Raw genomic sequence first — 14,601 nt, 5'->3', positions numbered from 1 at the left:
TTCTAGACATCCCACTCCACCAGCGGAGCTTTCATGATCACCGTCCATCACCTCAACAACTCGCGGTCCCAGCGGATCCTGTGGCTGCTCGAAGAACTCGACCTGCCATACGAAATCAAGCGATATGAGCGCGATCCGAAAACCAACCTCGCGCCACCTGAGCTCAAGGCCATTAACGCGCTGGGTAAATCCCCGGTGATAGAAGATGGTCCCCACGTGATCATCGAGTCCGGCGCTATTGTCGATTACCTGATCCGCCGCCATGGCGAGGGTCGTCTGCAGCCGGACCCGGCAACCGCTACTTACGATGAATACGTGCAATGGCTGCACTTTGCTGAAGGTTCGGCGATGCTGCCGTTGATGCTCAATTTGTACGTAGGACGCCTGGGTGAGGCCGGTTCGCCGCTGCATCCGCGTATTGAATCGGAAGTGGCCAATTATCTGGGCTATCTGAACGATGCCCTGGGTCTGACCCCGTTTCTGGTGGGTGAAGAATTGACCGGTGCGGATATCCAGATGAGCTTCATCGGCGAGTTTGCCAAGGCGCAGGGCAAGTTGCAGCCGTACCCGAATGTGGCGGCGTGGGTACAACGTTTCCAGGAAAGGCCTGCGTATCGCAAGGCGCTGGAGCAGGGCGGTGAATATGTGTTTGCAAAGTAACGGTCACGTTGCTGGCTGACCCAGAACCGGTCGGTCAAGTGTGGGTTGATCACGGAGCTGGATGCATGATCAACCCCCGCTCTCGCAGCAATCTGTCAGCCTTCGGAAGGCGCGACGACTTCCTGATCATGTTCAGCGTCAAGCTTCAACCGGTCAGCCTTGCTGATGTATTTAGGCTTTTTGGGTGCCAGTTTGGCACTGGCCTTTTTGGCTTTTGCCTTGAATAGCTGCTGTAGTTTTTTCTGGCGATTCATGTTTCTGCTCAGATTGTGATTCTTGAGTGATTCGGCGGGAATTCTAACAGCGAATCCTTTGGTCTTTAGCTGAATCGCGCTGACCATGATCTCCTATCGAGCCGAAAGCTGCCATCTAACTTGTCACTGCTGTATTTTCATACTTCTTATGGGGCGGCGTAACTGGAAGTTGAAGCTTTGTGCCTCAAACCCTGAAAACTCATGTTGTGCCAGGTTCGTCGTAAGGAACGTTATGCGTATTCGAGCTTTTAAGGCTTTGCTGACTCTGCCTATGCTCTTCGTGATGCTTTACGCGCAGGCGGCGAAGCCCGGCGCGAGCGATGAGGCGATACGTCTGTTCTCAACTGAGCAATTCCGGGCGTCGATAGAGGAGTCAGACAGGGTGCTCAAGTCGGACCCGACTGACACCGAGGCCTTGAATGTAAAGGCTTTGGCTGTGTCGATGCTGGGCGACGATCAAGCCGCTATACGGCTGGTGACTCAGGCACTCGAGATCGTTAAAAAGGACGGTCAGGCGTCGATCACCCAGCAGGCGAATTACTGGAACAACCTCGGGTATTTCAACGAGCGACAACGCAATTATCAGGTTGCCATTAGCTGTCATGAGAAAGCCTTGAAGATGCGGCTTTCCGCATTTGGTGCGGACAACCTGCAAACTGCCGATAGCTATAACAATCTGGGAACGACACTGAGCAAGCTCGGCCGTTATGACGAGGCCTTCGATAATCTGCGTAAAAACCTCTCATTGAGAAAACGGCTATCCGGTGAGCGTGACCATTCGGTTGCCGTGGCACTGAATAACCTAGGCAATGCTTACAACCTTCAGGGCGACTACAAAGCCTCTTTGCCACTTTTTCAACAGGCGCTGGATATTGATGCGCCGCTGTATGGCGTGCAGCATCCGGTAATTGCCGTGCGCTGGAACAATATTGGCGATGCTTATCGAGGGCTAGGCCAATACGATCAGGCCGAAATTTTCCTCACGAAAGCATTGAACAGCGATCTTGCGAGCTTTGGCGAGAACCATCCCAAAGTGTCACTGCGCTATTTCAATCTGGCCAAAATTTACGAGGCTCAAGGCGACAAGCTCAAAGCCCGTGACGCCTACGCCAAGGCGCTGCAGATAGTCCGTAACGTTGATCCGGGTGATGCGGGGCAGATTCAATATTTTGAGGCGAAGCTGCGAGAACTGGGGGCCAAGTCAGGGGCATGATTTTGATCCATGAGTCCGATCAAACACTATTCAACTATTTGATTTGGGATGACACCGCGCTGTCGCTCAGCAAACACAGGACTTGTAGGAGCTGCCGAAGGCTGCGATCGCGATGTGTCAGGATACATGCTTCGCAGCCTTCGGCAGCTCCTACAGAAAATGCATTTCAATCCTGTAGTTTGCGTGTTGTTTGAGAGGCGCGCATAAATTCAGATAGTCACTTGAAGCTGAATATTCCTATCTCAACTGCCTTTCAATGGGTACGGTTCTGGCGCTGATTTCATCACCTGTATGCCGTGTCGTGACCGTTTCAATCAGCATGATTCCGCACTCATCTTCAGCCACTGGGTTATGCCTGACCTGCTTGGGGATGATGCAGAACTCACCCGGCCCGAGTATGACGTCGCGGTCCTCCAGCTGAATTTTCAGGGTCCCATAGACCACCATGAACATCTCGTCTTCGTCTGCATGGGCATGCCACATCAATTCGCCTTTCAGCTTCGCAACCTTGATGTACTGGTCGTTAACCTGGCCAACGACCTGCGGAGACCAGTATTCGTTGATCTGGGCCAGGGCTGATTCGATGTTGATGGTATTACCGCTTGGGATCATGGTTCTGACTCCGGTGAGGGAGCGTCAATTTACGTCGGTGAGATGACTGGCCATATCGAATGTTTATAATGGGGGCATTAATTTTTGTAATGGCCCCCATGTCCAGACTTCGCACTATCGATCTCACTCTGATCCGTACGTTTGTTGTAGTTGCCGAGACAGGCAGCATCAGCGCGGCAGCCCGCCGTTTGCACCTGACCCAAGGCGGGATCAGCCAGCAGATCAAACGCCTTGAGAGCTTTTTCAATTGTATGTTGCTGGTGCGTGATCCTGGTGGAACACAACTAACAGAGCGAGGGGCAGAGTTTCTGCCCAAAGCCCGGCGTCTACTTGATCACAGCGACAGCCTGTACGAGGACATGACAGGGATAGTCGGCACCCGAAGCGTGCGGGTTGGTGTGCCTTACGACATGGCCGGGGCGCATTTTGCACCCATCCTCAAGAGCTACGCCCATAGCCATCCGGACGTAGAGGTCACAATCGTGACGGGCTCGTCCATCGATCTGATGAATGATTTCGCGAAGGGCCTTGTTGACCTTACTTTGCGTCAGTGTCCTGCAAGCGAAGGTGTCGGGGAGCGGCTTTATATAGACCCATTGGTATGGTTGAGCACCTCGGATGAGTTGCTGTGCCAACGGCCTTTACCGTTATGCTTCGTGACGCCAACCTGTACGTTTCGAAAAACCGTGTTTGCATTGCTGATGGAATCGCACATCAGTTGGCGCGTTGTATTCGAAAATGCTTCGGTCGACACCACGTTATCAACTGTTCGCAGCGGTCTGGCCCTGACACCGTGGCTACGCTCGCTGGTGCCCGATGGCCTTGAGGAGATTGGAGTAGAGTCCGGATTGCCCATGCTGCCAGAGTTCGCAATCGAGCTTTACGTCTCGCCGAATGCGAGTCGCGGTGCGTTGGAAATGGGGGAGGCGATTCGCCAACATTACCGTTAGAGGGCGCTTTACAGGCTGCCTCAGAGGGTAAAGCGGGGGCTGCTAAGCCTTATGAGCAAGCCCCAAAAGACCTTCAAGCCTGGAGATAGACAACATGGGTATGGGTGTATTCATACAAGCCATGCTTGCCATCCGCACCGCCCACGCCTGACTTTCTGACACCGGCATGGAAGCCCTGCATGGCCTCGAAGTTCTCTCGATTGATATAGGTTTCACCGAAGTCGATTTCGCGGATGGCGTACATGGCTTTGCTCAGGTCCCGGGTATACAGCGATGACGTCAGGCCGTATTCGCAGTCATTGGCCAGGGCGATGGCTTCATCAAGGTCGTCGACAATCTGGATGGGCAGCACCGGGCCGAATATCTCTTTGCGCATGATCTCCATGTCGGCGCTGCAGCCGGTCAGTACCGTTGGCTGGAAGTGGAAGCCCTGGCCGAGATCGGCGATGTTGCCGCCAGTGATCAGGTTGGCGCCTTGTGCCTGGGCTTTTTTGACTTTTGCTGCGACGCTTTCCAGGCCTTGTCGGTTGATCAGCGGGCCCATTTCTACCGAGCTGTCGGCCATTGGATCGCCGTAACGCGTCGCGGCCATGGCGGCGCTGATCCGGTCGATGAATTCATCAGCAACACCGCGCTCAACGTACACCCGCTCAGCGCAGTTGCACACTTGGCCGGTGTTGATGATCCGCGAGTCGCGAATGGCTTTGACGGCCAGTTCCAGATCGGCATCGGCCAGGACGATGGCGGGGGCTTTGCCGCCCAGTTCAAGGTTGAGTTTGGTGATGTTGGGTGCCGCGGCGCTCATGATCCGTGCGCCGGTTTCAACACTGCCGGTGAAGCTGATCATGTCCACTTGCTGATGTGAGGTCAGCGCCGCACCGACTCGGCCATCGCCGCAGACCACGTTGAACACGCCCGCAGGGAGGTCGGTTTCCGCGACCAGACGGGCAAACTCAAAGCAGTTGTTGGGTGTTTCTTCGCTTGGCTTGATCACGATGGTATTGCCCGTAACCAATGCGGGAGCCATCTTGCGGGCGATCAGGAAAAACGGGAAGTTCCACGGCAAGATGCCCGCTACGACGCCCAGCGGTTTGCGAAACATGAAAATGTTCTCGCCAGGACGATCACTGGTGATGATTTCACCTTCAATGCGCCGCGCCCACTCGGCCATATAGTCGAGGTAGTCCGCGGTAAAGTTGACCTCCACTTCGGCCAACCCATAGATCTTGCCTTGCTCCAGGGTAATAGTGCGGGCGAGGTGGGCGACGTTTTCACGCAGTTTGCTGGCGATCTTGCGCAGATAACCTGCGCGCTCGTTGGCCGGACGTTTTGCCCATGCGGACTGGGCCGAGCGTGCCGCGGCCAGCGCATGATCCACTTGGTCGGCATCCGAGGCCGGGACTCTGGCAAGCACGGCGCCAGTGGCCGGGTTGAGCACGTCAAAGTGCTCGGCACTCTGGACGAATTCGCCGTTTATATAGTTTTCGTAAACCGGTACTGAAGACATGGTCGGGCTCCTTTGCAATCAATAGGTGCGTGAGGCCGGGCGTTGTTCGGAGGTGTCGCGATAGCGCGCCAGATTGCTGAGTGCGGCCTGGCGCATCAGGCTGATGTCGATAGCCACTGCGATGAACTGACAGCCCCAGCTCTGATAGCGGCGGGCATCCTCTTCGGCCGGAGCCAGAATCCCACTGACCTTGCCGGCGGCGAGGGTGGCATCAATGGCATGGCGGATTTTTTCCTGTACTTCGGGGTGTGATGGATTGCCGATATGGCCTAGCCCGGTGGACAGGTCAGCGGGGCCGATGAACACCGCATCAACGCCTTCCACCGCAGCGATTTCAGCGACGTTATCGACGCCTGCTCGCGACTCGACCTGCACGATCAGACAAAGCTCTTCATGGGCCGTATTGATGTAGTCCGGCACGCCATCCCAGCGAGTAGCACGGGTCAAACCGCCTCCGACGCCACGAATGCCATGGGGCGGATAACGGGTGGCTTGCACCAGAGCACGGGCCTGCTCAGCGGTTTCGACCATGGGGATCATCAGGGTCTGGGTGCCGATATCCAGCAACTGTTTGATCAGCACCGGGTCGTGACTGACGGCACGCACGATGGGCGCTGTGGAGTAGGGCGCGACTGCCTGTAATTGGGCAAGTATCGAAGGCACGCTATTGGGCGCGTGCTCACCGTCGATCAGCATCCAGTCATAGCCGAAGCTGGCGGTGATTTCAGCGCCGTATCCCGTGGCAAATCCTGCCCAGATACCGTATTGCGGCTCACCTTTGGCCAAGGCAGCCTTGAAGCCGTTGCGTGGCATTTTCATCGTGGACTCCTGTCGAGCCAAACCCGACATCCAGGGTTAACTGATTCAGTGCTGGTAAGGGCGGTGCAGTTGGCATTCAGGGTTCAGCGTGACGCCAAAGCCTGGTTGGTCGAGCTTCGAAATCCGCATGCGACCGTTTTCCGGTACCGGTTCGCCCAGCAGTTGCGGGTGAAACATAGGCACAACTTCATCCGCTTTGGGCGCCATCATCAGGAATTCGGCGAACGGACTGTTGGTGCGGGTGGCAACAAAGTGATAGCTGTAAACGGACGAGCCGTGGGGTACGACCATCGCGCTGTGAGCGTCGGCCAGTGCCGAAATCTTGATCAGCTCAGTGATACCACCACACCAGCCAACGTCTGGCTGAATGATGTCGCAGCAACCCATTTCCAGCAGCATCCGGAAGCCCCAGCGTGTTGCTTCATGTTCGCCGGTGGTGACCAGCATGCCGGGTGGAACAGCTTTTTTGAGCGCGGCGTAGCCCCAGTAATCGTCAGGTGACAGGGCTTCTTCGATCCATTTCAGACCAAACTCGTGGGCACCCTGAGCCAGACGTGTAGCGTAGTTGAGGTCCAGGCTCATCCAGCAATCGAGCATCAGCCAGAAGTCTTTGCCGACGCGTTCACGCATGACGGCCAGCGCCTCGAGATTTTTGCGCAGGCCTTCTTCGCCCTCGGCCGGGCCGTGATGCAGGGGCAGCTTGCCGCCGATAAAACCCATCTTTTGCGCAAGGTCCGGGCGGGCGCCGGTGGCATAGAACTGTAGTTCGTCACGCACTGCACCGCCGAGCAACTGGTGCACGGGTTCTTTGCGCACCTTACCCAGCAAGTCCCAGAGCGCCAGGTCAATGCCGGAAATCGTGTTGATCACCAAGCCTTTGCGCCCGTAATACTGGGAGGAGAAGTACATCTGATCCCAGATACGCTCGATGTCAGTGACCTTCGCGCCTTCGACAAAACGCGCCAGGTGTTTCTCGACGATATAGGCCGCCGGTTCGCCGCCAGTGGTCACGGCAAAACCGATATTGCCTTCCGAGTCCTCGACCTCAACAACGAGAGTACCGAGAACATTGATACCAAAACTGCGACGGCTCTGGCGGTACTCCGGGTATTTGCTCATCGGTGTAGCAATGTGGTCGTCGATCCAGTGACCGTCGCCCTGATCGTGATAGTCAGCGCCACCGCCGCGCAGGACAAAGGCGCGAACATGTTTGATGGTTGGAATGGCCATGATGTAATTCCTCCTGGTCAGACTTGAAAGGTCGGTTGCTTACGAGGGACAGCCTGACTTGGCGGGCGAATGCCCATGATCAGGGCTGCTGCAATGAGTGTGGTAAAGGCCAGCACGTACAAGCCTGCTGCCGGAGAGTGGAAGGAGGCTTCCGCCCAGTTCTTCAGGATGGGCGCAATGAACCCGCCCAGTGCGCCGAAAGAGTTGATCAGCGCGATGGCACCGGCTGCGGCGGCACCTGCCAGGAAGCTACCGGGGAACGTCCAGAACACCGGCTGTACCGCGATGAAACCCGAGGCGGCGAAGCACAGGGCGAGGATGCCGAGCAGCGGACTGGAGAAGGTCACCGAGGCAGCGATTCCCAGTCCCGAAACCACGAGAGTCAACGCGGCAACCGTACGGCGCTGGCCGGTACGATCGGCAATGCCGGGGATTTTCCACGCGGCCAGCAAGGCACATATCCATGGAACGGCGCTGACCAGACCAACCATCAAGCCGACCTTGGTGCCCAGCAAGCCTGCAACCTGGCTCGGCAGGTAGAACACCACGCCGTAAACGCTGGCCTGAATCAGCAGATAGATCAGGCACAAATACAGGACCGCAGGCTGAAAAAGGATTTTCAGCAGGCTGCCATGGGATTGTTTTTGGCTGTCCTCGGCATCCAGCACGGCTTGTAGCTGGCTGCGTTCTTGAGGGGTAAGCCATTTGGCGTCAGCAGGGCGATTGTCCAGATAGAAATAAGCCCAGACACCGACCACGCTGGCCATCAATCCTTCGACCGCGAAGAGCCATTGCCAGCCGTGGGTGCCCATGACACCGTCCAGTTCAAGCAACAAGCCAGACAACGGGCTGCCGAAGATAAAGGCCAGTGGTGCACCGAAATAGAAGAACCCCATGGCTTTGCCCCGTGATGCACTGGGGAACCAGTAGGTGAGGTACAGAATCACGCCCGGAAAGAAACCAGCCTCAGCCACGCCGAGTAGAAAGCGCAGGATGTAGAAGGTGGTTTCGTTGTGAGCGAACATCATGGCGGCGGAGACAAGACCCCAGGTCACCATGATCCGGCACATCCAGAGGCGAGCGCCGACCTTGTGCATGATCAGGTTGCTGGGCACTTCCAGCAACGCGTAACCGGCGAAGAAAACGCCTGCACCAAACGCAAAGGCGGCATCGCTGATGCCGGTGTCCGCCTGGAATGCCTGCTTGGCAAAACCGACGTTGGCACGATCAAGAAACGCCATGATGTACATCAGCAACAGAAACGGCAGCAGCCGCCAGGAGACCTTGCGCAGTAAAGTCGCGGGTAAAGTGTTCACGTCAGTTTCCTTTTTGGAATTATTTGACTGCGTAAATTTTCAAAGCAGGTGAAGGGGCGCGTTGTGCCTCAACAGCATGCAGGTGAAGGGCTGGCTTGCGGAGCGAGACGGCTGTGAGCGAGGGGCAAAAAGAGGGCAGCAGAGCGTTTCATTGTATTCACCTCGGTGGGTGTTGTTTTCTTGTGCTGAGGACTCTACTGCTTGACTGGGATGCGTGACTAATCGAATTAAGCTTATAGTCGATACCTTAAAGTTATCGATTGCTGAGGGCTGCATGAGTGTTGATCGGTCTCCCCACCACCTGTTTGGCCGACTGCGTTACAAGCATCTGCAGATGTTGGTCGTGCTCGGCTCCAGCCTCAATCTGCACCGCGCGTCATTGAGCATGAGCATGTCTCAACCGGCGGCAACCCGCATGCTTCAGGAAATTGAAGACATGTTCGGCTGCGAGCTGTTCGAGCGGTTGCCACGGGGCATGCGCCCGACCGCGTTGGGCCGTGAGCTATTGCGTTTTGCCGAGGCAGCATTGAGTGGGCTGGATCGTTGCGCCGCCGATATTGCCGTGCGCAAGCAGGGTGGTTATGGGTATTTGTCCATTGGCACCATCATGGGGGCGGCGCCGGATCTGGTGATGAACGCCGTCGCCGAAATCAAAGGGCTTAATCCGCAACTGCGCATTCGGATCATGGGCGATACCAGCGATCAGGTGGTCCAGTTGCTCGAACAGGGTCGTGTCGACATCGCGGTCACCCGTCGCAACCTCATCACCGATCGTGAGCAATACGAGTTCGAGCCCTTAGGCAACGAGCGGCTGATTGCCGTGGTGCACAGCGGGCATCCATTGGCCCGGCGGCGCAAGCTGGAATGGGCAGAACTGGTCAGGGACTGGCCGTGGATCCTGCAACCCGAAACCAGCCCGGCCCGCATTGCTATAGAGCAGGCGCTACAGAAGCTTGAGCTGCCGATACCCGCCGATATCATCGAGTGCAGTTCGGTGTATTCCATGCAGCAATTGGTGCAACTGACCGACGCCCTAATGGTGCTGTCCGAGTCGGCGATGCGGGACTATCTGAAGATGGGCCTGGTCAAGGCGCTGCCGGTCACGCTGGATGCGCAGATGGCTCCGTTCGGCTTGTTACGCCGTAAAGGCGAACCGGTCAGTCGCGAGCTGCAGCACTTCATTGATTTGCTGCGTAAACGGGCTCGCGAGACGTCGTGATGCGGCGTTAAATTTGAAACGCATTACCTGAATGACTGCATCAAGCCTTCTCGCCAACAAGTTGCCTCCTACCTTACTCGGTGCCAATCGGTAGGAGCGAACTTGTTCGCGAGACGATAGACCTGAATGACCGCATCAAGCCTTCTCGCCAACAAGTTGCCTCCTACCTGACTCGGCGCCAATCGGTAGGAGCGAACTTGTTCGCGAGACGATAGACCTGAATGACCGCATCAAGCCTTCTCGCCAACAAGTTGCCTCCTAGCTGACTCGGTGCCAATCGGTAGGAGCGAACTTGTTCGCGAGACGATAGACCTGAATGACCGCATCAAGCCTTCTCGCCAACAAGTTGCCTCCTGCCTGACTCGGAGCCAATCGGTAGGAGCGAACTTGTTCGCGAGACGATAGACCTGAATGACCGCATCAAGCTTTCTCGCCAACAAGTTGCCTCCTAGCTGACTCGGTGCCAATCGGTAGGAGCGAACTTGTTCGCGAGACGATAGACCTGAATGACCGCATCAAGCCTTCTCGCCAACAAGTTGCCTCCTACCTGACTCGGCGCCAATCGGTAGGAGCGAACTTGTTCGCGAGACGATAGAACTGAATCACCGCAGCCAACACTCAACTGAAGTTCTGCTCAGAAACTCAACCGGCACAGACTCCACCAACCACACGCCGTTGTCAGCCTGAAAAAACTGCATACCCGCTTTTCTCATGGCTTGAGTGTCTACGGTGAGCAGAACGGGCTTTCCATACCGCTTGCCTACCTCGACGGCGGTTTCTTGATGTTCCGAGAGATGAACATGATGTCTGCTGCCAGGGATCAGCCCTTGTGCCTCGATGGACGCCGTGAAACGCTCGGCGGTGCCGTGATAAAGCACAGCGGGCGGCACTTTCTCATCATGCTGTACCTGAACAAGTGCGGTGCTGTGACCTTGTGCAGCCCTGATACGCTGGCCGTCTTCGGAGACCGTGAAACGCTTCTTTTCATTGGTATCCACTACCTCGATCAGCATCGGGCGATCGAACGTTTGGCCGTGCTGTCCGGCGCTTTCGATCAGGTTGCCGATGTCGGCCCAACCGTCGCGATCCAGCGTTAGCCCAATGGATTCAGGACCGTGGCGCAGCACATAGCTGAGAAACTTGCTGAGGTCGTCTCGTTGTTTTTTGTTCAAGGAAAATGTCCTTATTTCATCGTGTTCAGGCGCGTTATTGTTCTTGGCGAAACGGGAACGCGCAAGCGTGTCTGTCTTTATTCCGCATTGGAATACGCCCATGAAAATCATGAATTTATTTATCTCCATGAACCTCGTCGCGTGTCGTCTTCTGCATAAGGAGATGACCCTGTGAATAGCCTGCGCTTGTATGTTGACTCGCAATTGACCAGTCCCCTAAGGAGCGATCCACACTGGTTGTGTTCTATGGCTTGAAGGCAGGCCCGTTACCGCCCGATGGCGAGTCCGTAAAACGCAGGCTGGTTAGTGCTGCACAAGCGCTGCTTGCGGATAGCCCCGAGTACTTGTTTGGCCAATGGTCGGTTGCCGATGTGGATCTGGCCGTGATGCTGAACCGTCTGATACTCAATGGCGACTCGGTACCGTCTGGGCTGGTGGAATACGCCCAGCGCCAGTGGCAACGGCCGAGTGTGCAGGAGTGGGTCAAGTTGCAGCGTCCGCCTTTGTAATCAGTTCACGTCTGACCTGTAGAGCAATTGCAGCGAAGCCTTTTCCAGTGCCGCGTTTTGAGATCGCGTAGTCTTGATCAGCCGAAACATTCTCCCATTGATCCACCGATTCAACGTGCTGATGAGTGCTATCGGTGTCCATCTCAAACGCGATGAACTCGTCGGTTTGGGTCAGTAAAAGACCGAACAGACTTGGCATGCCGGGAAAGTCGACATCAAGTTCAAGCACGATGGTTTTTGACCAGTCGACCCCTTGGCTCTCTCCATACCGTGCCAGTGCAATAGGAACTCCCAGTTCCAGCCAGCTCTTTGCGACACCTTTGAGCCGGTGTGCAACCAAGGCATTTTGCTCTTGCACGTTCAGTTGTCGCTTTTTCAGGAGACGTTCAATGTCCATTGCGATCTCTTGGAGTTCTGCGTGAAGGATGACGATTGAGAGTTTCTAGCCCTGCTAATTCAACAAAGAAAGGGATTTGAGCAAGTCGTGCAGCCCTTCGGGGACCAGCGGGGATTCGGGGCTGAAGTCAGTGCTGTCGCACCACTTGGCTTTGAAAGGGGCACCATCGCTTTCCTGGCCGTCCAGCCACAGTTTTTCGTAAACCAGTACATCGTCGAACTTTGCGTCGTACACCTGAACGATTTCATGTCCTGGTTTACCGGCGTAGGTGAAGATGCTCTCCAGTGTTCCAAGCAAACGTACCGCGTGGATGGTCAGTCCCATTTCCTCCTGCACCTCTCTGAGAATGGCATCAGAGCTTCTTTCGCCAAATTCAATACCTCCACCGATAGGGCGGTGAAGGGTTTGTTGCTTCGCGTCGTCGTAGAAGTGATTGACCAGAATCTTGCCACGATGATGAAAGATGCAGATCGCGATTGGACGTATGTGCTTCTGTGACACTGCGTGAAACTCCTTTAAGAAACCCTCATGATAAGTCCGGTTCGGTTGACTACAGGGCAATACCCTTACATGCGCTTATCTATCTGTTGAGGTCGGCAAAAACACTTCAAATTTTGCACCCCCCATTGCCGATGTCCCCACCGTAATATTCCCGCCCTGGCATTCGATAGCGCGTCGACTGATTGCCAGCCCCAACCCAAACCCGCCCGTATCGCGATCACGGCTTCTGTCCATTCGGTAAAACGGCTCGAAGATGCGTTCCTGTTCGTGGGTGGGGATACCGATGCCGTCGTCCTCGACGCTGAACACCAGGCCGTTTTCAGGATGCTTGCGCGCACTCACTTTGACCTGCTTTTCACAGTATCGAATTGCATTGTTGATCAGGTTCTGGAGTGCGCGTGCGGTGAGGCGCGGGTCGAGTACGAACCGTTCTGGGGTGGTTTCAAATTGTAGAATCAAGCTGAAGTGCCGGCTTTCCTGCTCTTCGATAAAGCCGCCCAGTACGCTGTCCAGATACGCCTGCACGGGCACCTCTTGCAGGTCTGGACGTTGATAGGGTGATTGCAGGCGGGTATAGGAGAGCAGTTCGTCAATCAGCGAGTCCAGCTCCCGCACATGATTGAGCATCTGCTCAAGCCGCAGTTTTGTCGGCGGCTCCAGCGGGTCGGCCATGACCAGCGCCATGCCGAACTCCAGCCTTGATAAAGGCGTGCGCAGTTCATGGGAGACGGCATTCAGTAGCTCTTGCTGCTGATTGAGCAGGCCTTCGATGTCCTGAGCCATTTTGTCGAACACCTGGGCCAGGTCGCCGATGTTCGAGCGCGGTGATATTTGCGTGCGTTCGGCGAGGTTACCCTTGCCCAGCATCATCGCCGTGCGCTTGAGTCGTTGCAGGTCACGCCAGTGTGGCCAGACCCAGACCAACAGGCACGCCAGCAGTGCCGCACCGACCAGTATATTCATCAGCCAGTAGATAACGTTGATATCGACAGGTGGATCCGGAGATACCAGCTTGATGACTTTATCACCGGGCAACAGCGTCAAGGCCGTTCCCCATTCGCCGTAATAGCCTCTGCGCACGGCGTTCTTGCCTTGCACAAGGTCGGCTCGCTCGCTGTCGCTCAGGCTCGCATCAGTCAGCGGGATGACCCTGAGCTGCAGGGGGGCAAAGTCTTCATGCAGCTCGCGTTCGAGCGCGGGCCATTGGTTTTGCGGTGTGTGCATGAAACGCACCTGAATCAGCCGCAGCGTGCCTTTGATCTGCTGCTGGTTGTAGGTGACGGTGCGCTCATCGAACAGTTTCAACACCAGCTCTGGCACGGTATACAGCGCTACGCCGTACGTCACCAGCATGATCAGGTAAAGCCGGGCGAGCATCTTGAACATGGCGATTGATCAACTGTGAAGGTCAGAAGGAGGACAGGGCGGTGAGCGGGTTACTCATCCCATTCGGAACGGCTCAACAAGTAACCTTTGCCCCAGACGGTTTTGATCTTGCGCGGTTCGCCCGGAGCGTCTTCGAACTTGCGCCGCAGTTTGGAAATGGCCACATCCACCGATCGATCGACCCCATTGAACTCGATGCCGCGCAGTTGCTGGATCAACTGATCCCGGCTCAGGACTTCACCCACGTGACGAGCAAGTACCAGGAGCAAGTTGTATTCACCTGACGATAATTCCACGTCTTGCTTGCGCCATTGCACCTGACGCTCAGTCTGGTCGATGAGCAATTGGCCGAGCACGATTTGCTGGCTGTTTTCACGAGGTGTAGCGGCCGGTGTGCTGCGTCGCAACAGCGTGCGAATCCTGGCCAGCAGCACCCGTGGTTCGCAGGGTTTGGCGACGTAATCATCGGCACCGGTTTCCAGACCCAGTATCTGGTCGTCGCTCTTGTCGCGGGCGGTCAGCATGATGATGGGCAAACCCGGTTTTTCGTCTCGCAGTTGCCGGCATACGTGCAGGCCATCCAGCCCCGGCAGCATCAGGTCGAGTATGACCAGGTCCGGCCGCAGCCGATGCATGCCTTCGAGCGCGCGGTCGCCCCGATTAATCACCGTCACGTCGTATTCGAAGCGCTGCAGGTAGCTGGCAATCAGCTCAGACAGCGCCGCGTCATCCTCGACAAGCATTATCCTGGTCATTCTTCGGGCCGTTTCGTAAAGTGAGCAGCATAACCATGGCATGCCGTATTGGTACGAAGCCTTAACACTTCTTCACATCTTTCCAACACTTGTTTACATGC

15 protein-coding genes and 1 pseudogene are annotated in these 14,601 nt (G+C 56.0%); 5 read left to right on the top strand and 11 right to left on the bottom strand.

Annotated features, from left to right (window positions below; genetic code table 11):
- Positions 1 to 33 precede the first annotated feature (33 nt).
- Entirely contained in the window at positions 34 to 660 is a 627-nt protein-coding gene (locus CKW31_RS24070; RefSeq protein ID WP_095100774.1) for a glutathione S-transferase family protein, read from the top strand.
- Positions 661 to 755: 95 nt separating this feature from the next.
- Here the strand turns inward: CKW31_RS24070 and CKW31_RS24065 are convergent, their stop codons facing one another.
- Positions 756 to 914, bottom strand: coding sequence for a DUF2986 domain-containing protein (locus tag CKW31_RS24065; RefSeq protein ID WP_095100940.1), 159 nt, complete (start codon positions 912 to 914; stop codon positions 756 to 758).
- Between the two features lie 85 nt (positions 915 to 999).
- On the opposite strand from CKW31_RS24065, the gene CKW31_RS24060 reads away from it, so the two are divergent.
- Positions 1,000 to 2,127, top strand: coding sequence for a tetratricopeptide repeat protein (locus tag CKW31_RS24060; protein WP_256582716.1), 1,128 nt, complete (start codon positions 1,000 to 1,002; stop codon positions 2,125 to 2,127).
- A gap of 237 nt (positions 2,128 to 2,364) precedes the next feature.
- Here the strand turns inward: CKW31_RS24060 and CKW31_RS24055 are convergent, their stop codons facing one another.
- Entirely contained in the window at positions 2,365 to 2,739 is a 375-nt protein-coding gene (locus tag CKW31_RS24055; RefSeq protein WP_095100770.1) for a cupin domain-containing protein, read from the bottom strand.
- Positions 2,740 to 2,837: 98 nt separating this feature from the next.
- Here CKW31_RS24055 and CKW31_RS24050 point away from each other — a divergent pair, with 98 nt between their 5' ends.
- Positions 2,838 to 3,689, top strand: a complete 852-nt coding sequence (locus CKW31_RS24050; protein ID WP_176469965.1) for a LysR family transcriptional regulator — start codon at positions 2,838 to 2,840, stop codon at positions 3,687 to 3,689.
- A 73-nt stretch (positions 3,690 to 3,762) separates the two neighbouring features.
- Here CKW31_RS24050 and aldA read toward each other — a convergent pair whose 3' ends face one another.
- Genes aldA through CKW31_RS24030 form a run of 4 tightly spaced genes read right to left on the bottom strand, consistent with a single transcriptional unit; the run spans position 3,763 to position 8,561 of the window.
- Complete coding sequence (aldA, locus tag CKW31_RS24045; protein WP_095100765.1) at positions 3,763 to 5,196, bottom strand: aldehyde dehydrogenase; 1,434 nt, start codon at positions 5,194 to 5,196, stop codon at positions 3,763 to 3,765.
- A gap of 18 nt (positions 5,197 to 5,214) precedes the next feature.
- Positions 5,215 to 6,015, bottom strand: a complete 801-nt coding sequence (locus CKW31_RS24040) for an HpcH/HpaI aldolase/citrate lyase family protein (protein WP_095100763.1) — start codon at positions 6,013 to 6,015, stop codon at positions 5,215 to 5,217.
- A 45-nt stretch (positions 6,016 to 6,060) separates the two neighbouring features.
- Entirely contained in the window at positions 6,061 to 7,245 is a 1,185-nt protein-coding gene (rhmD, locus tag CKW31_RS24035) for an L-rhamnonate dehydratase (protein ID WP_095100761.1), read from the bottom strand.
- Positions 7,246 to 7,262: 17 nt separating this feature from the next.
- Complete coding sequence (locus CKW31_RS24030; protein WP_095100759.1) at positions 7,263 to 8,561, bottom strand: MFS transporter; 1,299 nt, start codon at positions 8,559 to 8,561, stop codon at positions 7,263 to 7,265.
- 274 nt (positions 8,562 to 8,835) lie between these two features.
- Between CKW31_RS24030 and CKW31_RS24025 the strand changes: the two genes are divergently transcribed.
- Positions 8,836 to 9,780, top strand: a complete 945-nt coding sequence (locus CKW31_RS24025) for a LysR family transcriptional regulator (RefSeq protein ID WP_095100757.1) — start codon at positions 8,836 to 8,838, stop codon at positions 9,778 to 9,780.
- Positions 9,781 to 10,382: 602 nt separating this feature from the next.
- Here the strand turns inward: CKW31_RS24025 and CKW31_RS24020 are convergent.
- Positions 10,383 to 10,952, bottom strand: coding sequence for an RNA 2'-phosphotransferase (locus CKW31_RS24020; RefSeq protein ID WP_095100938.1), 570 nt, complete (start codon positions 10,950 to 10,952; stop codon positions 10,383 to 10,385).
- 218 nt (positions 10,953 to 11,170) lie between these two features.
- On the opposite strand from CKW31_RS24020, the pseudogene CKW31_RS24015 reads away from it, so the two are divergent.
- Positions 11,171 to 11,461: pseudogene (locus CKW31_RS24015) on the top strand (glutathione S-transferase); the annotation flags it as partial.
- On the opposite strand, the gene CKW31_RS24010 reads toward CKW31_RS24015, so the two are convergent.
- The 4 genes from CKW31_RS24010 to CKW31_RS23995 all read right to left on the bottom strand — a co-directional run bounded on the left by CKW31_RS24010 (position 11,436) and on the right by CKW31_RS23995 (position 14,500).
- Positions 11,436 to 11,858, bottom strand: coding sequence for a hypothetical protein (locus CKW31_RS24010; RefSeq protein ID WP_095100756.1), 423 nt, complete (start codon positions 11,856 to 11,858; stop codon positions 11,436 to 11,438). The pseudogene CKW31_RS24015 and the gene CKW31_RS24010 overlap by 26 nt on opposite strands.
- 54 nt (positions 11,859 to 11,912) lie before the next feature.
- Positions 11,913 to 12,359, bottom strand: coding sequence for an NUDIX hydrolase (locus CKW31_RS24005; protein ID WP_095100755.1), 447 nt, complete (start codon positions 12,357 to 12,359; stop codon positions 11,913 to 11,915).
- Positions 12,360 to 12,434: 75 nt separating this feature from the next.
- Complete coding sequence (locus tag CKW31_RS24000; protein WP_095100753.1) at positions 12,435 to 13,745, bottom strand: ATP-binding protein; 1,311 nt, start codon at positions 13,743 to 13,745, stop codon at positions 12,435 to 12,437.
- A 50-nt stretch (positions 13,746 to 13,795) separates the two neighbouring features.
- The gene (locus tag CKW31_RS23995; RefSeq protein WP_095100752.1) at positions 13,796 to 14,500 is read right to left on the bottom strand and encodes a response regulator; all 705 of its coding nucleotides are present in this window, start codon (positions 14,498 to 14,500) and stop codon (positions 13,796 to 13,798) included.
- Positions 14,501 to 14,601 lie beyond the last annotated feature (101 nt).

Source organism: Pseudomonas sp. Irchel 3A5, assembly GCF_900187575.1.
Taxonomy (GTDB): Bacteria; Pseudomonadota; Gammaproteobacteria; order Pseudomonadales; family Pseudomonadaceae; genus Aquipseudomonas; species Aquipseudomonas folii.
This window is presented reverse-complemented; position numbering and strand designations above follow the sequence as displayed.

Coding starts and splice junctions, on each gene's coding strand:
- CKW31_RS24050 (WP_176469965.1), top strand. CDS start 2,838: ATGTCCAGACTTCGCACTATCGATCTCACTCTGATCCGTACGTTTGTT.
- CKW31_RS24000 (WP_095100753.1), bottom strand. CDS start 13,745: ATGTTCAAGATGCTCGCCCGGCTTTACCTGATCATGCTGGTGACGTAC.
- CKW31_RS24060 (WP_256582716.1), top strand. CDS start 1,000: ATGATCTCCTATCGAGCCGAAAGCTGCCATCTAACTTGTCACTGCTGT.
- CKW31_RS24055 (WP_095100770.1), bottom strand. CDS start 2,739: ATGATCCCAAGCGGTAATACCATCAACATCGAATCAGCCCTGGCCCAG.
- CKW31_RS24010 (WP_095100756.1), bottom strand. CDS start 11,858: ATGGACATTGAACGTCTCCTGAAAAAGCGACAACTGAACGTGCAAGAG.
- CKW31_RS23995 (WP_095100752.1), bottom strand. CDS start 14,500: ATGACCAGGATAATGCTTGTCGAGGATGACGCGGCGCTGTCTGAGCTG.
- CKW31_RS24025 (WP_095100757.1), top strand. CDS start 8,836: ATGAGTGTTGATCGGTCTCCCCACCACCTGTTTGGCCGACTGCGTTAC.
- CKW31_RS24065 (WP_095100940.1), bottom strand. CDS start 914: ATGAATCGCCAGAAAAAACTACAGCAGCTATTCAAGGCAAAAGCCAAA.
- rhmD (WP_095100761.1), bottom strand. CDS start 7,245: ATGGCCATTCCAACCATCAAACATGTTCGCGCCTTTGTCCTGCGCGGC.
- CKW31_RS24070 (WP_095100774.1), top strand. CDS start 34: ATGATCACCGTCCATCACCTCAACAACTCGCGGTCCCAGCGGATCCTG.
- aldA (WP_095100765.1), bottom strand. CDS start 5,196: ATGTCTTCAGTACCGGTTTACGAAAACTATATAAACGGCGAATTCGTC.
- CKW31_RS24040 (WP_095100763.1), bottom strand. CDS start 6,015: ATGAAAATGCCACGCAACGGCTTCAAGGCTGCCTTGGCCAAAGGTGAG.